The sequence below is a fragment of the Actinoplanes sp. NPDC051411 genome (assembly GCF_040682075.1).
GTDB lineage: Bacteria > Actinomycetota > Actinomycetes > Mycobacteriales > Micromonosporaceae > Actinoplanes.
This window is the reverse complement of record NZ_JBFBAD010000106.1, coordinates 1-22,434: the sequence shown is the minus strand read 5'-3', so window position 1 is coordinate 22,434 and position 22,434 is coordinate 1. Positions and strand designations below refer to the sequence as shown.

Annotated in this window: 19 protein-coding genes and 2 pseudogenes; 6 read left to right on the top strand and 15 right to left on the bottom strand. The window is 70.7% G+C overall.

Annotated features, from left to right (window positions below):
• The 6 genes and pseudogenes from AB0M88_RS39825 to ald form a co-directional block, all read right to left on the bottom strand.
• A pseudogene (locus tag AB0M88_RS39825) lies at window positions 1–1,088 on the bottom strand (hypothetical protein); the annotation flags it as partial.
• 764 nt (window positions 1,089–1,852) lie between these two features.
• Window positions 1,853–2,674 (bottom strand): annotated as a pseudogene (locus tag AB0M88_RS39820) (segregation/condensation protein A); the annotation flags it as partial.
• Between the two features lie 104 nt (window positions 2,675–2,778).
• Window positions 2,779–3,456, bottom strand: coding sequence for a hypothetical protein (locus AB0M88_RS39815; protein WP_364111032.1), 678 nt, complete (start codon window positions 3,454–3,456; stop codon window positions 2,779–2,781).
• A gap of 7 nt (window positions 3,457–3,463) precedes the next feature.
• Window positions 3,464–4,396 (bottom strand): AAA family ATPase, encoded by a 933-nt coding sequence (locus AB0M88_RS39810; RefSeq protein WP_364111031.1) that lies wholly within the window; start codon window positions 4,394–4,396, stop codon window positions 3,464–3,466.
• Between the two features lie 112 nt (window positions 4,397–4,508).
• Window positions 4,509–5,420 (bottom strand): site-specific tyrosine recombinase XerD, encoded by a 912-nt coding sequence (locus tag AB0M88_RS39805; protein WP_364111045.1) that lies wholly within the window; start codon window positions 5,418–5,420, stop codon window positions 4,509–4,511.
• Window positions 5,417–6,532, bottom strand: a complete 1,116-nt coding sequence (gene ald / locus AB0M88_RS39800; protein WP_364111030.1) for an alanine dehydrogenase — start codon at window positions 6,530–6,532, stop codon at window positions 5,417–5,419. The genes AB0M88_RS39805 and ald overlap by 4 nt, the downstream gene beginning before the upstream one ends.
• A 143-nt stretch (window positions 6,533–6,675) precedes the next feature.
• Here ald and AB0M88_RS39795 point away from each other — a divergent pair, with 143 nt between their 5' ends.
• Together AB0M88_RS39795 and AB0M88_RS39790 are read left to right on the top strand one after the other, a co-directional pair.
• Window positions 6,676–7,077 (top strand): hypothetical protein, encoded by a 402-nt coding sequence (locus tag AB0M88_RS39795; protein ID WP_364111029.1) that lies wholly within the window; start codon window positions 6,676–6,678, stop codon window positions 7,075–7,077.
• Window positions 7,078–7,202: 125 nt separating this feature from the next.
• Window positions 7,203–8,408: a threonine synthase gene (locus tag AB0M88_RS39790; RefSeq protein ID WP_364111028.1), complete on the top strand. Its 1,206-nt coding sequence runs from the start codon at window positions 7,203–7,205 to the stop codon at window positions 8,406–8,408.
• Window positions 8,409–8,452: 44 nt separating this feature from the next.
• On the opposite strand, the gene AB0M88_RS39785 is transcribed toward AB0M88_RS39790, so the two are convergent.
• A complete protein-coding gene (locus tag AB0M88_RS39785) occupies window positions 8,453–9,955 on the bottom strand; it encodes a cellulose binding domain-containing protein (protein WP_364111027.1) in 1,503 nt (500 codons plus the stop codon).
• 277 nt (window positions 9,956–10,232) lie between these two features.
• Between AB0M88_RS39785 and AB0M88_RS39780 the strand changes: the two genes are divergently transcribed.
• Window positions 10,233–10,988 (top strand): aminoglycoside adenylyltransferase domain-containing protein, encoded by a 756-nt coding sequence (locus tag AB0M88_RS39780; protein ID WP_364111026.1) that lies wholly within the window; start codon window positions 10,233–10,235, stop codon window positions 10,986–10,988.
• Between the two features lie 176 nt (window positions 10,989–11,164).
• On the opposite strand, the gene AB0M88_RS39775 is transcribed toward AB0M88_RS39780, so the two are convergent.
• Both AB0M88_RS39775 and AB0M88_RS39770 read right to left on the bottom strand, forming a co-directional pair.
• The gene (locus tag AB0M88_RS39775) at window positions 11,165–11,587 is read right to left on the bottom strand and encodes a DUF6188 family protein (RefSeq protein ID WP_364111025.1); all 423 of its coding nucleotides are present in this window, start codon (window positions 11,585–11,587) and stop codon (window positions 11,165–11,167) included.
• 284 nt (window positions 11,588–11,871) lie between these two features.
• Window positions 11,872–13,185: a cellulose binding domain-containing protein gene (locus AB0M88_RS39770; protein ID WP_364111024.1), complete on the bottom strand. Its 1,314-nt coding sequence runs from the start codon at window positions 13,183–13,185 to the stop codon at window positions 11,872–11,874.
• Between the two features lie 232 nt (window positions 13,186–13,417).
• Here AB0M88_RS39770 and AB0M88_RS39765 point away from each other — a divergent pair, with 232 nt between their 5' ends.
• Entirely contained in the window at window positions 13,418–13,840 is a 423-nt protein-coding gene (locus tag AB0M88_RS39765) for a MarR family transcriptional regulator (RefSeq protein ID WP_364111023.1), read from the top strand.
• A gap of 74 nt (window positions 13,841–13,914) precedes the next feature.
• On the opposite strand, the gene AB0M88_RS39760 is transcribed toward AB0M88_RS39765, so the two are convergent.
• Window positions 13,915–14,412, bottom strand: a complete 498-nt coding sequence (locus AB0M88_RS39760; RefSeq protein ID WP_364111022.1) for a hypothetical protein — start codon at window positions 14,410–14,412, stop codon at window positions 13,915–13,917.
• Window positions 14,413–14,437: 25 nt separating this feature from the next.
• On the opposite strand from AB0M88_RS39760, the gene AB0M88_RS39755 reads away from it, so the two are divergent.
• Window positions 14,438–15,070 (top strand): alpha/beta fold hydrolase, encoded by a 633-nt coding sequence (locus tag AB0M88_RS39755; RefSeq protein WP_364111021.1) that lies wholly within the window; start codon window positions 14,438–14,440, stop codon window positions 15,068–15,070.
• Window positions 15,058–15,894 carry a hypothetical protein gene (locus AB0M88_RS39750; protein WP_364111020.1) on the top strand — a complete coding sequence of 279 codons (837 nt, stop codon included), beginning with the start codon at window positions 15,058–15,060 and terminating at the stop codon, window positions 15,892–15,894. The genes AB0M88_RS39755 and AB0M88_RS39750 overlap by 13 nt, the downstream gene beginning before the upstream one ends.
• Here the strand turns inward: AB0M88_RS39750 and AB0M88_RS39745 are convergent.
• From AB0M88_RS39745 to AB0M88_RS39725, 5 genes are all read right to left on the bottom strand, one after another.
• Window positions 15,851–16,642 (bottom strand): alpha/beta hydrolase, encoded by a 792-nt coding sequence (locus AB0M88_RS39745; protein WP_364111019.1) that lies wholly within the window; start codon window positions 16,640–16,642, stop codon window positions 15,851–15,853. The genes AB0M88_RS39750 and AB0M88_RS39745 overlap by 44 nt on opposite strands.
• Complete coding sequence (locus AB0M88_RS39740) at window positions 16,615–17,199, bottom strand: NUDIX hydrolase (protein ID WP_364111018.1); 585 nt, start codon at window positions 17,197–17,199, stop codon at window positions 16,615–16,617. The genes AB0M88_RS39745 and AB0M88_RS39740 overlap by 28 nt, the downstream gene beginning before the upstream one ends.
• Window positions 17,196–18,875: a CTP synthase gene (locus tag AB0M88_RS39735; protein WP_364111017.1), complete on the bottom strand. Its 1,680-nt coding sequence runs from the start codon at window positions 18,873–18,875 to the stop codon at window positions 17,196–17,198. Before AB0M88_RS39735 ends, AB0M88_RS39740 begins: the two co-directional genes overlap by 4 nt.
• A 132-nt stretch (window positions 18,876–19,007) precedes the next feature.
• A complete protein-coding gene (locus AB0M88_RS39730; RefSeq protein ID WP_364111016.1) occupies window positions 19,008–21,161 on the bottom strand; it encodes a hypothetical protein in 2,154 nt (717 codons plus the stop codon).
• Between the two features lie 5 nt (window positions 21,162–21,166).
• Window positions 21,167–22,429 carry a glycosyltransferase family 4 protein gene (locus tag AB0M88_RS39725; protein WP_364111044.1) on the bottom strand — a complete coding sequence of 421 codons (1,263 nt, stop codon included), beginning with the start codon at window positions 22,427–22,429 and terminating at the stop codon, window positions 21,167–21,169.
• Window positions 22,430–22,434: the final 5 nt, after the last annotated feature.

Sequence of the window (22,434 nt, the reverse complement as noted above, 5' to 3'; positions counted from 1 at the left end):
GCCGAGCCCTGCTCGTCGCCCGAACCGTCATCACCCAGCCCAGCCCCAACGCCGGCCGGCTCCTGGCCGTCAGCCCCGGCCCCGTCACCCGTCCCAGCCGGCACGCCGAACTCGGACCCCGCCCGGAACTCCGCCTCATCAGCTTCGAACGCAGCGTCCTCGTCATCGTCGCCATCCGGCACAACCTCGGAAAACGGCAGGTCGACCTCACCGTCGTCGGCCACGTCATCGTCGGCCGCCGCGTCGAACACATCGCCCGCGTCGTCACCGTCGGGCGGCAGCGGAGCATCAACCGGCGCGCCGCCGTCGTCCTCGCCCGCCTCGGCCGCTTCCTCGATCGCCCCCGGCAGCGGCACCTCACCGCCCAGCTGCACGTCGGTCGGCGCGGCTTCGCCCCCGCCCGTCAGCTCCCGAGGCTCGTCGACAACCGCCCGACCGGATTCCCCCGGCGCACCCGGCTCCGGCGACTCGGGAACCCCGTAGCCCGGCGGGTTAACCCCCTCAAACGCCGTGTCGAAGTCGTCATCGTCATCCGACAACCCGGCACCGGAGCGGTCCTCATCGTCATCCGGCCGGCCCGCCCCACCGTCTCGATCGTCGTGCCCCGCCAGCGCCGAAGCCCGCTCCCCAACAAGCTCCCGTTCAGCATCATCGCCAAGCTCATCGGCGCGCGCCTCGACCGCGGCAACCTGCTCAGCCCGCACCGAAGCCTCAACCTCAGCTTCAACCGCCCCAGCCGCCGAAACCCCGCCACCATCGCGCACGTCGGCGCCCGGCACGCCGCCATCCGGCGCGTCACCGTCCCGCGAATCGTCGCCCACGGCCTCGCCGCCACGCACACCGCCGTCGCGCAAATCGCCGCCGTCGCGCAAATCGCCGTCGCGCGCGTCACCGTCGCGCACATCGCCGTCGCGCACATCGCCGTCCCGCGCATCGCCGGCCTCGCCCTCGGCCTCGGGCTCGGCGCCGTCTGCGGCCCGGTGGGCAGCCTGGTAGGTCCGGTCAGGCTCAGCCCGTGGCCTCTCCCACGGCGGCACCCAGGCAGCCGCCTGCGCGGCAAGGGAATCGGGGCGCTCGTCGTTGCTCACGGTTGTTCCTCCACCACGGCCTCGCCGGCCGACCCAGCGTTGTTCTCATCCCAGCCGGCAACGGCAGTCGCCCCGCCGCCCTCAGCAGCCGGCTCCTCGCCGCCGTCGACTCCGAGCGGCCTACGGCCCCGATCGGCCGAGTCGTTCTCGGCCCCGGGCTCGCCTTCGCTCCCATCGAAATCGGTCTCCGGCCCCTGGCCGCTCTCGCCGATCTCCTCCGCAGCCGCCGGTTCACCACCGCCAGACCCGGCGATCAAGCGATCCTCGTCGCCGACCGCCCTGGCCTGCAAATCCACGTCGGGCGCCCAGCCGGAATCCCCGACCCCGCCGCCGTCCACGGGCTCACCGTCACCCGGCAGCGCTGCGTCACCTGTGAGCGCTCCGTCATCTGTGAGGTCATCTGCCAACTCGCCGTCATCGCCGGGCTCGGCGTCATCGACCGGCTCGCCGACGACACCCAGCTCCGCGTCACCCGCCAACTCGCCCTCACTGCCGGGCTCGCCCTCACCGCCGAGCTCGCCGGCGCCAGCCAGCTCACCGCCACCCGCCAACTCGCCGTCATCACCCAGCCCGCCGACGACAACCAGCTCACCGCCACCCGCCAACTCGCCGTCATCACCCAGGCCGCCGACGGCAACCGGCTCACCGCCGTCGGCCAGCTCGTCGTCGTCCGGGTCGTCGTCGATGACCAGTTCGCCGTCGGTCAGGTCGGCGTCGGTGACTGACTCGGCGGGCGGGGCGTCGGGGTCGGGGCGGGTGCCCTCGTAGTCGTCGATTTCGAGCTCGTCGGCCGCCTCGTCGCCGCCGATCCAGCGGACCGTCAGCTCGTCGAGGGAGACCGGCTGCTCGAAGTCAATCAGGTTTTGGCGGTAGAGCTCGAGCAGCGCCAGGAACCGGGCCACCACTTCGAGCGTGTTTTCGCAGTCGGCCACGAGCAGGGAGAACGTGGCGCTGCCGGCCCGCCGCAACCTTTCCCGGAGCAGGCGGGCGTGTTCGGGGACCGAGACCCGCATCTGGTGGATGTGGGAGATCGAGACCTGTGGCGGGCCTGGCTTGGGCGTGAACTGTTTGAGCGCCAGTTTGAACAGCCGCTCCGGGCCGATGCCGAGCACCAGGTCGGGCAGCGCCTCGGCGTAGCGCGGCTCCATCGACACCGCTCGCGGCCAGCGTTTGGCGCCGGTGCCTTCGAGTTCGGAGATGAAGGCCGCCGCCTCTTTGAACGCCTTGTATTGCAGGAGCCGGGCGAACAGCAGGTCGCGGGCTTCGAGCAGGGCGAGGTCTTCTTCGTCTTCCACCTCGGCCGAGGGCAGCAGCCGGGCCGCTTTGAGGTCGAGCAGGGTGGCCGCGACGAGCAGGAATTCGCTGGCCTCGCCGAGGTCCCACTCGTCGCCCATGGCCCGGATGTAGGCGATGAAGTCGTCGGTGACCTGGTGCAACGCCACCTCGGTGACGTCGAGCTTGTGTTTGCCGATCAGCTGGAGCAGCAGGTCGAACGGGCCTTCGAAGTTGTCGAGCCGCACCTTGAAGCCGCCGGTCTCGACTGATTCGAGGGCGGCGTCGACCAGGGGCGCAACTTCTTCAGGCACCTGCTGACCGTAGACCACGGGTCTGACAACCTGCTCCGGGCTCAACACTGGCACCTCCGACGGCCTCTGCGCGCGCAGGTGTCAACGGCTGCCAAGATCGGAGGTTACGACCAGGCGGCCAGGAACGGCAGGCCCAGGATGTTGAGGATGATCAGGAGGAAGGGCGCCCCGAACGGGAACAGGCACAGCGCGAGCAGCACGACCACGCCGATGTTCTTCTGTTCGAACCAGAGCCGCATCCACTGCATGCCGGCGCCCGGGCGGGGCAGCGCGCTGTAGAGGATGCCGAAGCCGTCGAGGGGCGGGATCGGGATCAGCGCGAGCAGCCCGAACGTCAGCAATCCGACACCGAGTGTCAGCAGCACCTGCTCGCCGTAGCCGACCGTGTTGTCGTAGCCGGCCAGCATGACGTCGGAGACGTTGGCGTAGGACAGGATGCCGTTCGGGTAGGACAGGACCGTCGCGGCGAGGAACACCTGGGCGATGACGATGCAGGTCAGCGGGCCGGCGGCGAACACGATCACCGCTCGGCCGCGGCCCCGCCAGCGCGGAATGTCGTCGACCGACAGCGCTTTGCCCCAGCCCATGCCGCCGAGGGCCGCGGCGACCGCGCCGAACGGGTCTACGTCTTCGCGGAGGCGCGGCATGATCGACTCGCTGCGGTCGGCCAGGCCGAGGGTGCGGGCCGACAGGCGTACGGCGACGGCGCGCAGCACGAGTCCGAGCAGGAAGGAAATGACCAGCGAAGCGAAGGCCACCGGGTGGCCGAGGGAGTAAAGCACGGGAGGGTCAGCCGCGTTCTTCCTTGGCCGCGATGACCTCGCGGGCCAGCTGGCGATAGTTGCGGGCTCCGGAGGAGGCCGGGTCGAGCGAGGTGATGGGCGCCCCGGCCACGGTGGACTCGGGGAACTTCACCGTCTTGGTGATGACCGTCTGGTAGACCTTGTCGCCGAACGCCTCGACCACCCGCTGCAGCACCTGCCGGCAGTGCGTGGTGCGCGAGTCGTACATCGTGGCGAGGATGCCTTCGAGCTCGAGGTCGAAGTTGAGCCGCTCGCGGACCTTGTCGATGGTGTCGAGCAGCAGGGCCACGCCGCGCAGCGAGAAGAACTCGCACTCCAGCGGGATGAGCACGCCGTGCGCGATGGTCAGCGCGTTGATCGCGAGCAGGCCGAGCGAGGGCTGGCAGTCGATCAGGATGAAGTCGTATTCCTTGCGGACCGTGCGCAGCACCCGGGCCAGCGCCATCTCGCGGGCGACCTCGTTGACCAGCTGGATCTCGGCCGCCGAGAGGTCGATGTTGGCCGGCAGCAGGTGCAGGCCGGCCACGTCGGTCTTGATGATCACGTCTTCGGCGACGACGTCGTCCTGCATGAGCAGGTTGTAGATGCTCAGGTCGAGGTTGTGCGGGTTGACACCGAGACCGACCGAGCAGGCGCCCTGGGGGTCGAAGTCGACCAGGAGGACCTTGCGGCCATACTCCGCGAGGGCGGCCCCGAGGTTGATCGTCGTGGTGGTCTTGCCGACCCCGCCCTTCTGGTTGGCCAGGGCGATGATGCGGGCGGGCCCGTGCCGGTCGGTCGGCATCGGCTCGGGGATGGGCCGGCGCATCGTGTAGGCCGTCGGGTCGGCGGGACCGAGATCGGCGCCGAGGTCGAGCGAACCCTGCTGCTCACGCAGCGTCGAGGTCCAGGCCTCAGCACGCGAATCGTTGTCTGACACGGCCCTCGCCCCCCTTCCGACTCAAAGCCGGAGCCGAAGCCCGACTCTACGCCACGCCGAGCGCACGATCGGGGTCAGCTGTCGGCGTGTCGTCATCTATGGGTGCGCAGCTTTAACGAGCCCGCGGGTGCGCGGTCGCGTAGACCTCGCGGAGCCGATCAACAGTGACCAAGGTGTACACCTGCGTGGTCGTGACCGAGGCGTGCCCGAGAAGTTCCTGCACGACCCGCACGTCGGCGCCCCCGTCGAGCAGGTGGGTGGCGTAGGAATGGCGTAGCGTGTGCGGGCTCACCGCGTGCGGTCCCTCGACCGGCAACCCGGCCGCGGCGGCCGCCCGATGCAGGATCGTCCACGCACTCTGCCTGGACAAGGACCCTCCGCGGGCATTGAGGAACACGGCCGGCGTGCCGCGACCCTTGGCCGCGAGGGCCGGCCTTCCGCGTACGAGGTAAGCCTCCAGCGCCGACTTGGCGTAACCGCCCACCGGCACCAGACGGGTGCGACCGCCTTTGCCGTGCAGAACGGCGGCCGGGTCGCCGGTCAGGTCGAGGTCGTCGATCGCCGCGCCGACCGCCTCGGAGATGCGCGCGCCGGTGCCGTACAGGAATTCGAGCAGCGCCTTGTCGCGCAGCCCGAGCGGGGTGTCGTCGGCGACGTCGAGCAGCCGCGTGACCTGGTCGACGTCGAGGGCCTTGGGCAGCCGCCGGGGTGGCGCGGGCGGCTTGACGTCGGCCGCCACGTCGGCCGCGACCAGGCCCTCGCGGGTCGCGAACCGGTGCAGGCCGCGGACCGCGCTGATCGCCCGGGCGGCCGACGCCGAGGCGAGCCCGCCGGCCCGCAGCCCGGCCAGGTGGGCGGTGACGTCGGCCGAGCGCACCGCGGCCAGGTCGGCGATCCCGGCCGCGGTCAGCGCCTCCGAATATCTCTCCAGGTCGCGCCGGTAGGAAGCGAGGGTGTTACGGGACAGCCCACGCTCGACACTCAGATGATCGAGGTAGGAGTCGATGGCACGCTCGAGAATCAGCTCAGCACCTCGGTCAGCGGCAAGGTGGACATGCCGTGCGCCGCCGCGACCGGGCCGTAGACGACGTGGCCGTCGAAGGTGTTGAGCCCGAGGGCGAGCGCCGGGTCGGCCCGCAGCGCGGCCCGCCAGCCCAGGTTGGCCAGCTCGAGAGCGTACGGCAGGGTGACGTTGGTCAGCGCGTACGTGCTGGTGTGGGGCACCGCGCCGGGCATGTTGGCCACGCAGTAGAACATCGACCCGTGTACTGGGTAGACCGGGTCGGCGTGGGTCGTGGGCCGCGAGTCTTCGAAGCAGCCGCCCTGGTCGATCGCGATGTCGACCAGCACGCTGCCCGGTTTCATCCGGCTGACCAACTCGTTCGAGATGAGGTTGGGCGCCTTCGCCCCGGGCACCAGCACGGCCCCGATGACCAGGTCGGCGTCGAGCACCGCCTTCTCGATCTCGTAGGCGTTGGAGGCCACCGTCTGCAGGTGGCCGCGGTAGTCGGCGTCGGCCGCCCGCAGCTTGGCGATGTTGCGGTCGAGCACCAGCACCTCGGCCTGCATGCCGAGCGCGATCGCGGCCGCGTTCATGCCCGAGACGCCGGCCCCGATCACCACCACCTTGGCCGCGTAGACACCGGGGACGCCGCCCATCAGCACGCCGCGCCCGCCGCCCGAGCGCATCAGATGGTAGGACCCGACCTGCGGGGCGAGCCGCCCGGCGACCTCGGACATCGGGGCGAGCAGGGGCAGCGCCCGGTCGGGCAGTTCGACCGTCTCGTAGGCGATGCCGGTGACCTTGCGGTCGATCAGCGCGTCGGTGCACTCCTTGGACGCGGCGAGGTGCAGATAGGTGAAGAGGACCTGGCCCGGCCGCATGCGCGGATATTCCTCCGCGATCGGCTCCTTGACCTTGAGGATGAGCTCGCCGGTGGCCCACACGTCGTCGGCCCCGGCCAGGATCGTCGCCCCGGCCGCCTGATAGTCGCCGTCGGTGATCGACGACCCGGTTCCGGCGCCCGACTGCACGAAGACCTCGTGCCCGGCCCGGACGAACTCGTAGACCCCGGCCGGAGTGATCGCGACCCGGAACTCGTTGTTCTTGATCTCGCTGGGAATGCCGACGCGCACCGCCGACACCGTCCTTTCTCAACGCTGAGTAAGAACCTTCTCGGCCGCAGACTACCGCCGACGGCTGACACTTTCCCGGGCGTTGGCGACCGTCACAGCAATCGGGGCAGCGAGCTCCGTGCTCACCCCGTACGGTGTCGGCGGTGATCGACGCAGCGACCGTGACCTGGGATCCTTCCGTGACCCGCCGCCGCCCTCGCCTCTGGCCGGCCGTGGTCGGCCTGGCCGTCACCGCCCTGGTGATCGCCGGCGGCTTCGCCGTGTTGATCGCCGGCCTGCGGGTCAGCTACCACAAACCGGCCGACAAGTGCCGCGTGCTCGACATCAGTCCGGTCGCCCACCTGTTCGGCAAGGCTCCGCCGGACGCCTATCCCGGCGTCGGCACCTTCGACTGCATGGCCGCGGTCGGCGACAACCCCCAGGTGCCCACCGCGATCGTCGGGCTCTCGGTGGTCTACCACGACAGCACGTTCGAGGCCCGCCTCGACTACGAGGACAGTTCGGAAGCCGACACGATGCGCCGGCCACTGGCGCGGCTGGCCTGAAACCGCCGGCCGTCGCGACGATGAGCCACAAGACGACGGCCCCCGGAAGCAGGGTCGATTCCGGCGAGAGCCCATGCAGGTGCGACCAAGCGAGCGGCGGCCGGCGATCTGGAAGGATGATCAGCATGTCCTACTCGGCCCTGAGTCACCTCGTCTGCTCGCGCACCGGCACCCGATACGACGCCGACCAGGTTCAGGGTGTGAGCGAGGCCGGCGCCCCGCTGCTCGTCGAATACGACCTCGAGCTGGCCGGCCGGACGCTGACCCGGGAGGCGATCGCCGGGCGGGCGCCGACGCTGTGGCGCTACCACGAGATGCTGCCGGTGCGGGACCCGGCGAACATCGTCACGCTCGGCGAGGGCATGACGCCGCTGCTGCCGCTGCCGCGTTATGGCGCGCGGATCGGCGTACCGAAGCTGCTGATGAAGGACGAAGGCCTGATTCCCACCGGCACTTTCAAGGCGCGCGGCGCCGCGGTCGGCGTGTCCCGGGCCGCCGAGTTGGGCGTGCGCGGCGTCGCGATGCCGACCAACGGCAACGCCGGATCGGCGTGGGCGGCCTACGCCGCGCGGGCCGGCATGTCGTGCCTGATCGGCATGCCGGTCGGCGCCCCGGCGATCTGCCGTAACGAGGTGGTGGCGGTCGGTGCCGAACTGTTCCTGGTCGACGGCCTGATCGGGGACGCCGGGAAGCTGATCAAGCAGGAGCTCGAGAGCCGGCCGGGCGTGCAGGAGGTCTCCACGCTGCGCGAGCCCTACCGCATCGAGGGCAAGAAGACGATGGGCTACGAGATCGCGGAGCAGCTCGGCTGGCGGGTGCCCGACGTGATCCTCTACCCGGCCGGCGGCGGCGTCGGGCTGATCGGCATCTACCGGGCGCTGCGCGAGATGCGGGCGCTCGGACTGGTCGCGGGCGACAAGATGCCGCGGCTGGTCGCGGTGCAGGCCGAGGGTTGCGCGCCGATTGTCGAGGCCTTCCATGCCGGGGCCGAGGAGAGCACGCCATTCCCCGATGCGAAAACGGTCGCTTTCGGCATCACCGTACCGAAAGCGCTGGGCGACTTTCTCGTCCTTCAGGCCGTGCGGGCGACCGCGGGTACCGCGGTCGCGGGGTGCGATTCGGCGCTTCTCGCCGAACAGCGCCGGCTGGCCGCCGACGAGGGCACTTTCATCTGCCCGGAGGGCGCCGCCTGCTTCGCGGCGGCCCGGCACCTGCGGGAGTCCGGCTTCCTTTCCGGTACGGACGAGGTCGTCGTCCTCAACACCGGCGCCGGCCTGAAATACCCGGAGACGATCGCCGTCAATGTCCCGACCCGGCGGCCGATTTCCTGAGCAGTTCTTCGGTTCGGGGGCGGGCCCGGCCCGCCCCCGAGCCGTCAGTTGGAAACCGACGCCAGGTGCGTCTTCAGCCCTTGACCGTACGCCGTGGCGGTCCCGTCGAAGTTGGAGATGAGCGACGGTCCGGTGCTGCAGTCCCACGTGTTCCAGGTCCACCCGAGATAGCCGACGCCGTGCTGGTCGGCCCAGTTCATCAGGGTGTCGACGAAACCGTGAGCGCAGTCGTTCTCGCCGATCTCGGTGAGCGTCAGCGGAACCTGCTGGGCGACCGGGGCGAGCTGGCTGTCGAAGCACGACGTGTTCGAGCACGTGTTGAAGTTGTAGATGTGCGCGAACGCGGCGATGTTGTTCTTCGGGTCGGTCGGCTTGTAGGTCAGCCACTGGGTCAGGTCGTTCGAATAGGCCAGGCCGCCGATGAAGATGACGTTCGTGGCGCCGGTCGCGCGGACCGAATTCACCAGCGTCTGGAAACCGGCCACCTGATAGCCGATGCCGTTGCAGGTGCCGCCGTCGCGCCAGCATTTCCAGCCCGACGTCTCGTCGCCGGTGGCGCGCTCCGGGTAGGGCTCGTTGAACAGGTCGAAGACGACCGCATCGTTGCCCTTGAACGCGTTGGCCACGCCGGTCCAGAAGCCCGGGGCGTATTGCGCGTCGGGCATCGGTTTCTGGCAGGTCGCCTTGACGTCGCTGCAGCCGGCCGAGTTTCCGGTGTAGAGGCCGTAGTTCCAGTGCATCTCGACGATCGGCGTGATGCCGTTCTGCACGAGCAGATTCACGTACGTCTTGACCTGGTTCTGATAGGCGGTGCCACCGTAGGCCGCCGGGACGTCGGCGGTGCCGAGCCAGCACTCCTCGTTCAGTGGCACACGAACCGCGCGGATCTTCCAGGTGCGCATCGCGGTGATCGACGCCTGGTCCATCGGGCCGTCCCAGAACCCGTTGCCCTGGATGCAGGCGAACTCGCCGCCGGAGCGGTTCACGCCGTACAGCTTGTGCTGGGCACCGGCGCTGTCGACCAGCTTGTTGCCGCTCACGTGCAGAGCCGGAGCCGGGCCGTTGGCGGGAGGCGGCGTGGTGGGGTTGCTCGTGGGCGGGGTCGTAGGCCGGGTCGTGGGCGGGGTCGTTGTTGTCGACCCGTTGCAGGCGACCCCGTTCACCGTGAACGCCGTCGGGACCGGGTTGGTGCCCGACCACGAACCGAGGAAGCCGACCGAGGTGGAGGCGCCGGTAGCGAGCGCCCCGTTCCAGCTCACGTTGGCCGCGGTGACGTGGGCTCCGGACTGGCTGAAGGCGGCGCCCCAGCCCTGGGTGACCTTCTGCGCCGAGGTGGGGAAGTCGAAGCCGAGCGACCAGGAACTGAGCGCGTCACCGAGGTTGGTGATCGCGATGTCGCCCTGGAAGCCGCCCTGCCAGCTGCCGGTGACCTGATAGGTGACGGAACAGCCGGCGGCGGCCGCGGACGCCGGGGACAACGTCGTGGCCATCGTCCCGGCGACGACCAGAAGACCGGTCGCGGCCAGGGATAACGTACGTGGTCTCATCGTTAACCAATCGACGGGGATGAGAATGGGAGCGCTCCCAGATTCGGCCCTGCCGACATCGTTGTCAAGTGCGGCCGATCCGGACGTCAGCCCCGCCACATCGTCTGCCGGCCTGCGCCGGGCGGCTGGTCACCTTCAGGAGGCAGGCGGTTCCGCCGGCCGGCAACGGCGACAGGTCGTGGGACTCCTCTCGGCCCCGGCAGAAGAGCATGAACCGCTCACCCTCAGCACGACAGCTTTACGCTTGCCATCCCGGCAAGTGACCGAGACTGTCCACATGACAGATGAGGCCACCGGCCAGCTCCTCGATCGGTTCGTCAGCACCGTCCAGGCAGTTCTGCCGCTGGTCTCGGTGTGGGCGCACAGGTCGCTCGCTGGCGGTGACTACCAGCCCGGGCGCAGCGACCTCGACCTGATCGCCGTCCTCGACCGCCCGTGCACGACACAGGAGGAACAGCGGCTCGGGGAAATGCACGAGAACCTGGGCAGTGCCATCCCTTTCGCATCGAGGCTGCACTGCAGCTATCTTGCGGCCACCGAGCTGGATGACCCGGCACGCTCGCACCTCACCTGGGCCCACGAGGAACTCATGCGCCGGCCAGTCACCCCCGTGACCAGGCGCGAGCTGCACAACTTCGGGACCGTCCTCTACGGCCGACCGCCGGCAGCCCTCCTGCCACCGGTGACCGACCGACAACTCGCCGACTTCATCGTCGACGACCTGGAAAACTTCTGGCAACCGTCTCTGGACCACCCCGAGTGGTATACCCGCGACATCTGGGTCGACCTCGGCCTACTGACTCTGGCCAGAGCAACAGTGACCTTGCAGGACGGCGAGCTGATCACCAAAGCCGAGGCTCTCCGCGTGCTCACCGACATGAAAGCCCCGCCGGAGGTGGTGGACGACATCAGGCAACGCCGCTACGGCAACCCGGGTCCAGCCACCGAGCAGTGGACCGCCCGCCGGGCGGATCTGACACTCACCTTTCTCAAGCCCGCGATCGAGCAGGTCCTGGCCCGCCGCCTCTGCTGAGCTCCTCCCGCTTTGATGGAGCGACGGACGGCAACCGACAGCCCTGCCTCAAGCTCCTGATCATTGGATGGGACGGCGGCCTCGCAGCAGCCAAGGCAGTCATCCCTTCTCACGGACGCTGCAGCTACCCGCACTTCGTCCCGGAGTACGCGGATTCCTCGAAAGAGGAGGTTGGATTATGACCGGGAACGCCAAACAGCAAGACCGCTGCCCGGCAAGCTCACCATCAGCATGCCGTCTGGTCCGGTCACGGTCCATGCCTCGCAGTCAGGGTCCGACTTAACCTGGAGCAGATGACCGTCACCGAACACGATGCGCAGCGCCCCTGACTTGAACGCAACCGCTGACTTTACTTCGGCGTTGAAAAGCACGAGGGCCGCCGCAACGTCCTGACGTCCGGGGTCCAGCACGATCTTCTCGGGCTTTTCCGCAACGTTGACCCAACCCAGCGTGGCCGTGTTGCTGATCCGTACGGCACATAGGTCGTCGAAAACCAATCCAAACGCGAAGTCGACTTGGATCTGGCTAACGGTGAGCCCCCGGAACGGCAGTATCCAACGGTCATCATGCTCGGTCAACGCCGCCGGGGGGATGGTCATCTCGCCAGTCTGCCGTCGTGGGACCGGCCAGGCACGGCATTTACAACCCTCCCTACACCTCCACCCCATGGCGCGCTTCGTGGCTCGCCAGTGCCGACGACGTCGTTCCGATCGCACGGACGCAGGCCTGAATCCCCACCATCCATCCACGGTGAGTGATCGGGGACGACACGGATCCGTGGCTTGAATGCTCGCGGAGCCGCCCGGCGAGCCGCGGATCTGATTCCGGCGCAACGCCGGATCAGGGCGAGCGCCCCGCCGGACGATCAAGGCCCGGCGACTGTTTACGACGCGGTGCAGCGGGCGGTGACGGCGGCTGGCGTGCCGGAACCGGTGAAGCCGAAACTCGTCGACGCCCCGGCGGCGAGAGCGCCGTTCCACGACACGTTGGACGCGGTGACCGTGGAGCCGCTGGCCGCATAGCCGGCGCTCCACATCTGGCTGACCGTCTCACCGTTGGCGAAGGTCCACTTGACCGACCAGCCCTTGATCGCGGCGCTGCCCGCGGTGACGGTCACGTTGTCCTGGAACCCGCCGCCCCACTGACTGGCCACCGTGACCGCGGCCGTGCAGCCGCCGGCCGGCGTCGTCGGACCAGTCGTCGGCGGGCTCGTCGGGCCGGTTGTCGGCGGGGTCGTCGGGCCGGTTGTCGGCGGGGTCGTCGGGCTGCCGCCCCCGTCACCGGTCGTATAACTCGCGTCGGTGTAGGCCTGCGAACACGTCGACGAGCACCCCGCGGGCAGGGAGAACGAATAGACCCGGCCGCCGTTGATCAGTTGGTCGGTGACGTCGCGTACGCGGATCTGGAACTGGGTCGACCCGGAGGTCGTCCCGTCGATGATGTACGACTGGCCCATGTCGCTGTTCATCTTGGCCGTGTGCCAGGTGCCGCCGTTGAGGTACTCGACGCTGTGGATGCCGTTGGCCAGGTGGTTGACCGCGATCGCCGGCCAGTACGCCTGGGCACCCTGCAGGAATCCGATCTTGATGTCACCGGTGTAGGCGGGCGCCGGAATGAACTTCCACGTGATGTGGCGGTTGTTCCAGTGGTCCGGATACATGTCGCCGACCGGGGCGCCGTCCTTCGCGAACTGGTTGAGCGACCCCTTGGCCAGGTCGAGGTGGTACGGGTCGTCGCGGCACCAGCCGTTGGAGTCGCCGCAACTGTCGGCGACCAGCATGTTGAGGGTGGCCCCGTTGTACTGGTCGGCCGTCCACGATCCGTTGCGGCAGAACGGCTGGCCGGGCGCGCCGTCGTTCACCCCGGTGCAGTAGTCGGCGATGCTGACCTGCACCCAGCGGCCACAGTTGAGGCCGTTGTTCCACATGCCCATCTTGCTCACGTCGGCCCCGGTCAGCGGCCGCGGATAGAACGAGTAGTCCCCGGGGGTGTCGTAGACGTTGAGGGCCACGAAGTTCTGGGAATCCAGCTGCCCTTGGGGCAGGCCGCACCCGCCGTACGGGGAGCCGAGGCCGTCGAAGTAGGTCGCGTTGCCGGTGACCGGTGTCGTCGGGTCGGCGGTCGTCTGCGCGCCGGCCGGCAACGGCGTGGCGAGGAGCGCGAGTCCGGCCGCGGCGGCGATGAGCCATCTCTTCATGACGGGTCCTTTCCAGGGACTTGGGAGCGCTCCCAGAAGGTATGCCCCACGCCACCCATCGAGCAACAACCGTCGATGTCTGTTGCGGCGCCCGTCCCGCCATCACCCGCACGGCTGTTCCGTACGCGACGCCGAATCGCCGACCGTGTTCGGCCTGGAGTGACCGCGCCCGTGACCAGTAGCGATAGTCTGCTGCGACCAGCCGGCGCCAGCGAAGGACGAGCCTCCGACGATGACCACCGACGACGCCGCCCAGGTGTGGGCACTGATGCGCGACTTCGTCGAGCGCCACTCCCCCCGCCACCGGCTGCGCCAGGCTCTCGGTGACGGCCTCGCCAAGGGCCGCAGCAAGGTGCAGGTGCTGCTCATGCTCGGCGAGGGACCGCACTCGCTGAGCGACATCGCCGAGGCCCAGCGCATCGACAAGCCGTACGCCACCGCCATCGTCGACCAGCTGGAACAACTCGGCCTCGCCACCCGCGCCTCCGACCCCGGCGACCGCCGCCGCAAGGTCGTCACCCTGACCGAGGCCGGCCGCTCCGCGGTGGTCGTCGCCCGCGACATCATGGACGAGCCTCCGGCCGCCCTGGCCGACCTGTCCCCCAGCGAGCTGACCCGGCTGGCCGCGGCCTTGAGCCGCCTACGAGCCGACTAGCGTGGGGACGCTGTGCGTCTCGGCAACGCTTGATGGCGTACGCACGGGACCGCTCAGATCGAGGCGTTCCTGAGTCAGGACAGCATCGGCTCGTAGGGGCCGTGCTCGCTGACCGGGCGGAAGTTGTCGTCGGCGGCGGCGCTGACCAGCGCGTCGAGCAGGGTCGCGGCCGGCGGCAGGCCCAGGGCGTCCCGGGCGCGGGCGCGGTTGTCGTCGAGATCGGGCTGTTCCGCGCGGATCTCGTCGTCGCACTCGGCCAGCCACGCCTCGTCGCCGGGCTGGGACAGGGCGTCGTGCAGGCTCGGCAGTCCGACCACGAGCGCCAGGGCGTCCCGCAGGTTCGTCGCGATGAGGCCGCCCTCGCCCTCCGATCCGGCGTAGACGACGGCACCCGACGGGGTCAGCAGGAAGCTGCCGCCGCCCGAGTCGCCGGCGACCGGGGTGAGCGGGTCGCCGTTGGGCAGGTGCACCTCCTCGACCGGGTCGACGCGGCCGAGGTCGAAGTCGAACTCGACGCGGAGGAGCTCGAGAAGCCATGGGGTGGCGCGGATCTGGCCCAGAAGGTCGGTCACGGCGACACCGTATACGCTGCCGTCCGTGCCGTTCTTCGGACCTGGTCTGGCCTATCGGGAGGTGGGTGAAGGCCGCCCTCTCGTTCTGCTGCACGGCTTCGCGGGCGACGGCTCGCTGTGGCCCCCCGTCCCGGGGTTCCGAGTCGTCCTCCCTGACTTCCGGGGCCACGGGAGCAGCGCCCAGCCGCTCGACAAAGACTTCTACCCGCCCGATGTGCTGGCCGACGACGGGCTCGCGCTGATCGAGCATCTGGGTCTCGACGACTACGACCTCGGCGGTTATTCGCTCGGCGCGCGCATCGTGGTGCGGATGCTGGTGCGCGGAGCCCGGCCCCGGCGGGCGGTCGTCGGCGGCCAGGGCCTGCGGGAGGTGCAGGGCATCGGCGGCGGGGCGGGCGCGGCGTTCCGCAAGCGGGTGGCCGAGCCGAACGCACTGGTCCACGTTCTGGACTCGCTGGTCGCCACGCCGGTGGAGGCGTTGCCGGGCATCACCACGCCGACGCTCGTCGTGATCGGCCGCGACGACGAACGCGCCGCCTCCGGCCGGCAGCTGGCCGACGCCCTTCCGCACGGCACCTACGCCGAGATCCCCGGCAACCACGGCACCGCCGCCGCCGGCCCCGACCTCATCGCGGCGATGCTGACGTGGCTGAGCTGATCGAGACGGTCGTGACCGGCCGACCGGCCTGGCGGCACGAGCCTTCGGGCGTGGTCTTCCGCCGGATCCCGGCCGGTCACTTCCGGATGGGCTTGTCGGACGAGGAACTCGAAGCGGTCGGCGCGATGCTCGACGACGAGGACCCGGAAATCGTCTGGTACCCGAACACGGCCGCCGAGTGCCGGCCCGCCCACTGGGTCACCGTGCCGGCCTTCCTGCTGGCCCGGCAGCCGCTGACGGTCGCCCAGGCGCGCCATTTCCTGCCCGGCTACGACGACGGCGAGATCGAGTTCGCCGACGACGAACCGGCGATCATCTATCGCGAAAAGGTGCTGGAGCGGATGCTCGACGTCCTCCCGTTCCGGCTGCCCAGCGAGGCCGAATGGGAGCGCGTCGCCCGCGCCGGCACCACCACGCTGACCTATTGGGGAGACATGGCGCCCCGCGAGGAGACCGACCTGGATCCCCGGCACGAGAACCCGTTCGGGCTCGCCGCGGTGGGCTGCGCGACCGAGGTGTGCGCGGACACCTACCGTCCCGGATATCACCACGTCGGCGACGACGCGGTCCCCCACCTCGGCGACGGCCCGCGGGTGACCCGGGGTGGCGCCGCCTTCTGCCGCCCTTGGCAGGGCTGCGGCGAGGAGACCCTGATGTTCTCGGCTGTCCGGGCCGGTCTCTATCCCCAGAAGCCCGTCGACCTGATCGTCACGGGCATCCGGCCGGCCCTCGACTGGCCCGGCCCGCCCGAGATGCCGCCGCGCCCAAGGCCCGATCAGCTCACTCTTCTCGACTGGCCCACAGAGCCGACAGCAGCGAGTTGACCACCTCCGGATGCGACAGCTGCGCATCGTGCGCCGCCCCCGGCACCTCGGCCAGACGGGCCCCGATCCGCTCGGCGACGCGTGAACAGACCGCCCGCATGAGCGGCGCCATCCCGGGCCGATAGCCCGGCGGCACGGTCTCCCACCCACCGACGATCACCAGCTTGGGAAACGACGCGGCGAGCAGCGGTGCCGTCGCCAGCGAGGCGAGCCAGCACGGTCTTTCGGTCAGCGCGGTCGAGGCGGCCCGGGAGAGCCAGGCGGCCGGCGTCGGCCGCGGCCTTTCCCCGTACGCGGTGGCGATGTATTCCTCGGCCGTCCCGCGCCGGGCCGACTCCATGAAGCGCCGGCCGTCCTCGATCGCCGCCGCCACGACCGGCACATCGGCCGCGACCTGGTGCGCACACGGTTCGATCAGCGTCAGCGACCGCACCAGCTCGGGCCGGGCCGCGGCGGCCAGCATCGCCACCGTCCCGCCGTACGAGTGCCCGACCAGGTGCGCACCGGAGCCGAGCAGACCGACCACGTCGGTGGCGTCGACCGCATAGTCGCTGTGACTCCCCGGGCTGGCCCCGAACCCGCGCCGGTCGGGCACCAGCAGTCGCCGGGAAACGGCGAGGGGACGCTGCCCGGAGAAGGTCAGCGTCCCCCACGAGAACGTCCCGTGCACCAGGACGGCCGGCGTCGCGGAAGCCGGGCCGTCCCAGGCCGTGACGTGAATCAGTCGACCGGCCGCAGCGTCGCCCATCCCTCGTCCCGCGCCCGGGCCGCCGCCAGCAGACCGCCGACCGCCGCCGCGTTGGTGATCTCACCGCGGAACACCATGGCCACCGCCTCGTCGAGGTCGAACCAGGCGACCTCGATCTCGGCCTCCTCGTCGGCCCGCTCGAAGCGGTCCCCGGACGGCACCGGGGTCAGCGAACGGGCCAGGAACAGCCGGATGACCTCGGTGCTGAAGCCGGGCGACGTGTGCAGGTCGATCAGCAGGTCGTAGCGGCCGGCGATCAGGTCGGCCTCCTCGGCCAGCTCGCGGGCCGCCCCGCGGACCAGCGCCTCGCCGTCGACGTCGCGCAGACCGGCCGGCAGCTCCCACAGCCGCTGCCCGACCGCGTGCCGGTACTGCCGGATCAGCACGACCCGGTCGACGTCGTCGAGTGCGACGACCCCGACCGCGCCCAGGTTTTCGACCACGTCGCGCTTTACCGTGTGGCCGTCGGCCATCGTCACTTCGTCGCTGTAGACCTGGAAGATCGGCCCGGCGTAGCGGGTGGTGCGCTCGAGGGTCTCGTGGGCGAAGGCGGTCACGAGGCCACCACCGGCAGCTCGTCGGCCGACGCGTAGTCGACCGCGGCCCGCACCAGCCCGTCGAACAGCGGATGCGGCCGGGTCGGCCGGCTCTTGAGCTCCGGGTGGGCCTGGGTGGCCACGAAATAGGGGTGGGTCTCGCGGTCGAGCTCGATGAACTCGACCAGCCGGCCGTCCGGTGAGGTGCCCGAGAAGACCAGGCCGGCGTCGGTGAGCTTGCGCCGGTAGTCGTTGTTGACCTCGTAGCGGTGGCGGTGCCGCTCGGAGATCTCCGTCTCGCCGTAGACCGAGGCGACGACCGAGTCGGGAGCCAGCACGGCCGGGTAGGCACCGAGGCGCATGGTGCCGCCGAGGTCGCCCTTGCCGGCCACGATGTCTTCCTGGTCGGCCATCGTGGAGATCACCGGGTAGGGCGCCCGCTCGTCGAACTCGAGCGAGTTGGCCCCGCTGAGCCCGGCCAGGTCACGCGCCACGTCGATGGTCATGCACTGCAGGCCGAGGCAGATGCCGAGGATCGGGATCTGGTTCTCCCGCGCGTACCGCGACGTGTTGATCTTGCCTTCGATGCCGCGTACGCCGAAGCCGCCCGGAATGACGATGCCGTCGACGCCCTTCAGCGCGGCGGCGGCGCCGGCCATGGTCTCGCAGTCGTCGCTCGGAACCCAGCGCAGCTGCACCCGCACGTTGTTGCCGAAGCCGGCGGCCCGGATCGCCTCGCTCACCGACAGGTACGCATCGGGCAGGTCCACATACTTCCCGACCAGCGCGATCGTGATCGTGCGCTTCGGGTGGTGCACGCGCTGGAGCAGATCGTCCCAGTTGGACCAGTCGACGTCACGGAACGAGAGGCCGAGACGGCGTACGACGTACGCGTCGAGGCCCTCCCGGTGCAGCACCTTGGGAATGTCGTAGATGCTCGGCGCGTCCGGACAGGCCACCACGGCCTCGCGGTCGACGTCGCAGTAGAGCGCGAGCTTGTGCTTGAGCTTCTCGGGGATCTCACGGTCGCTGCGGCAGACCAGCGCGTCGGGCTGGATGCCGATGTTGCGCAGCGCCGCCACCGAGTGCTGGGTCGGCTTGGTCTTGAGCTCGCCCGACGGCGCCAGGTAGGGCACCAGCGAGACGTGCAGGTAGAAGACCCGGTCGCGGCCGACCTCGTGGCGGACCTGGCGGATCGCCTCCAGGAAGGGCAGCGACTCCATGTCGCCGACCGTGCCGCCGACCTCGGTGATCACCACGTCGGGCGTACGCCCGAGCTCGTCGGGGTCGGCCATCGCGAAGATGCGTTCCTTGATCTCGTTCGTCACGTGCGGGATGACCTGCACGGTGTCGCCGAGATATTCGCCGCGCCGCTCCTTGGCGATGACGGCCGAGTAGACCTGGCCGGTCGTGACGTTCGCCTTGCCGGACAGCGCCCGGTCGAGGAACCGCTCGTAGTGCCCGACGTCCAGGTCGGTCTCGGCGCCGTCGTCGGTGACGAACACCTCACCGTGCTGGAACGGGTTCATGGTGCCCGGATCGACGTTGAGATAGGGGTCGAGCTTCTGCATGACGACCCGCAGTCCGCGCGCGGTCAGGAGATTGCCGAGGCTCGAGGCGGTGAGCCCCTTGCCCAGCGAGGAGGCGACGCCCCCGGTGACGAAAATGTGCCGCGTCTCGCGCACTGATGAGGCCAACGCCGTGCTCCCGTGGTCGCCGTTACAGAAATGCGGCCGGGACCCAACGTCGAATGCGCGGGCCCCCATCCACGGGAGTCCACCGTAACACCTGCGCGGCGAGGCTGACGTTCGGGCTGCTCGGAGCGCGTGTCAGCGCGTCGCGAGATGATCTTCGCCGGATTTGTCGGGATCGGACAGCGGGGCCGGAGGCGGGAAGGCCCGCGTGCGGTCGGCCGCGTGCAGCAGCACCCGCAGGGCGGTCAGCACCGCGGTCGGCACCGTCGCGGCCGCCGCCGCACCGGCCACGGTCAGCCCCGACCCGCCCAGCGCCCCGGCGATCAGGGTCGCGACGGTCGTGCCGGCGCCCGCCGCGCGCAGCGCCGGATGCAACCCGAAAACCCGCTGAAGTCCACCCCACGGGGAGAACTGGCAGAACGCCAGCATCAGGACACCCATGACGGCCAGGACCGTCAGCGGGCTCTCCAGGAGGGTCTGACCGTTGGACGAGGCGGCCCGCTGCACCGCCGGGCCGCCGGTCCCGCCGGCGATCGCGGACAGGAACCGGCCCAGGCTCCCCTGCTCGAGTGCCGGCCGGCGCAGATCGACGACCGCGAAGCCGATGGTCACGGCCAGGCCGGCCAGCGTCGCCCAGGCGATGCGCGGGAAGGTCAGCCAGCCGCCGGTGCTGATCGCCGCGGCCACGCACACCCCGGCGGTCACCGCGATCGCCCCGACCGGATCGGCGCCCAGGAACGGACTGCCGACCATGACCACGCCGACGCCGCCGAACAGCACGAAGACGAGCGGGCGCCAGGGCTTGCGGACCCACTGGGCGGCCCAGCCGGAAACCACGAGCAGGCCGCTGACGAAGACGCCGAGGCCGACCCCGCCGACCCCGGCGTAGCGCGCGCCGTGAATCGCCGAGTAACCGGCGACGCCGTTGAGCTGCAACTGAGCGCCGGTGAGCAGATCGAGGCCGACGACCACGGTGCCGATCGCCGCGACCGCCCCGATCGGCCACAGCGTGCGGTGGTAGCGCGGGACGAATCGGACCGCCGCGGTGCCGAGGGCGACCAGCGCGAACGTCACCAGACCGAACCACCAGGCCGGATGCCGCGCCCGCCACCAGGGCGACGCGTCGGCGAGCAGGGCGGCCGGAATGGCCAGCGCGGCCGCGATCAGCGCCACCTCGAACGCCGCCACCAGGCGCGGCGGCGGCAGCGCCGGACCGGTCGGCCCGGCATGCCGCCGGGCCCGGCCCATCACCGGCATGATGAGCAGGAACAGCAGCAACTGGACGATCGACAGCACGGTGAAGAAGATCTCGGCGACCGCGTGCTGGGCGCCCGCCCGCTGATCGGCGTTGTGACTGCCCTGCACGGCCTGGGCCAGATCGGCCGGCTTGCCGTCGACGATCGTGGCCGTCCGCCCGGCGAACAGCTTCTCCGGCGTCGCCTTGCCGAGCGCCGACAGCACGGTCGGAGCCAGGTCGACCAGTTGCAGATAGCCGTCGCGTCCGGTGCCGGCCGAGGTGAGCCAGCCGCCGTCCCAGCCCGTACCCTCGGCGATCGCCACGTGCAGCCGGGTCGTGCGGTCGGTGTCGGAGACGCCGGCGACCAGCACCAGCGACCGGTCGGGCCGGGCCGCCAGCACCTTGCCCATGGCCACGTCGGCCTGCTCGACCGCGGCCTCGCGGTCCGGGCCCGAGCCGGTGATCGTGCCCAGGTCGACCATGCTGATCGGGCACGAGCTGAGCAGGCCCTTCACGTCCCCGGTCAGCGCCGGCTGGTATTTGTCGACGCGCCCGAACGGCCGGGCCGCGGCGAGCGCCGCCCCCGGGCCGAACGCGGTGGTGCACCGCACCGACTCGGCCAGCGCGCCCGGGACCGCCCCGAACGAGAGACGGTCCTGGTTTTCCCGCACCGCCAGCGCCTGGTCGGTCAGGTCGGCGCCGATCTGGTCGGGCTGGGTGATCGCCGGCGGGTCGAGCGAGCACGGGCCGAGCGGGTTGAGTGGCGGCCAGGCGGCGTAGTTGCCCGCGCCGACCGTCAGCCAGCCGTCGTCCGGGCAGGTCACCCGCTGCGCCGACTTGACCGACAGCCAGCCGATCGAGCCCTCGGTGGCCTCGCGCCACAGGTTGGGGGTGCGCTGCGGGTCGAGATCCTCCCAGCGCAGGCCGGCCGCCCCGGCCACGATCACGTAGTCGACGGTCGGCGGCGCCGGAACGGTCGCCGGGTGGACGGCCAGGCCGGCCAGGCTCGCGATCACCGCGAGCACCACCAGCACCGGCGGCCCCCAGGGCATGCGCCTCAACGGCTTGTCACTTCCGCATATGCCGCGCGTACGTCATCGACCGTGTCCTTCTCGGTCGGCCAGGTGACCGCCTTGCGCGGCCCGCGGGCCGCGTAGTCGGCCCGCAACCGCGGATCGGCCAGCATGTCGCGAACCGCCCGGTCGAGCGCGTCGACGTCGTCCGGCGGAATCAGCACGGCAGCGTCGTCGACCAGGCCCGGGAGACCGCCGACGGCGGTCGCGACCAGCGGTACGCCCGAGGTCAGCGCCTCCTGCGCGAAGAGCTGCCGGGCTTCCCAGTCGGAGGTGATCACGGCCAGGTCGGCGCCGAGCAGCAGGTCGGGCACGTCGGACCGGCGACCGAGCAGGTAGAACGGCGCATGCTGCTCGGACGCCAGCTGGGCCAGCGACATGTAGCTCGGGCCGGAGCCGGCGATCACCACGACCGGGGCCGGGGTCAGCGCCCTCCACCGGGCCGAGGCGGTGACCAGCAGGTCGTACCGCTTCTGCGGATGCAGCCGGCCGACCGAGAGGATCAGCGGGGTCTCGGGGCGCAGCCGGAACTCGGCCCGCACCGCGGCCCGGCTGCGCTTCGGCCTGGCCAGCGCCGGCGCGGCGACCGCACCGAGCCGGGCGTGCCGGGCGCCGACCAGCCGGGCCCGGTCGACGAGGTCTTCGGAGGCGCCGAGCACCAGGCCGGCGTTGCGCGCGACGATCCGCTCGACCAGGGCACCGGCCTGCCCGCGCAGCCCCTTGGCCATGACGGTGTTGTGCAGGGTGACGACCAGCGGCACGCCGGGCCGGGCCAGCCCGACCACGAAACCGGCCCGCAGTCCGTGCGCGTGCACCACATCGAGTGGCCGGCTGGCCAGAGCGGCCCGCATGCGGCGGATGGCGCCCGCGTCCTGCGCGCCCGGGTTGGCCGGGATCTCGACCGGCATGAAGAGGGCGCCGTGGGCGCTGAACCCGAACAGCTCGTCGGTGGCGGCCGGCCCGCAAACCAGCACCTCGCAGCCGGCGGCGAGCAGGCCCCGGGCGACCGACGCGACGTGCTGGCCGATGCCGCCGGTCGCGGAGCCGAGCACGAGCGCGACCGAGCCGCGCCATCCGTCGTCACCGTCCGCGCGATCGGGCTCCCCGGCCCCGCGATCGGGCTCCCCGGCCCCGCGATCGGCGGCCTCCTCAGCCCGGCCGGCGCCCGCCGCGCGCAGCGCCGGATGCAACCCGAAAACCCGCTGAAGTCCACCCCACGGGGAGAACTGGCAGAACGCCAGCATCAGGACAC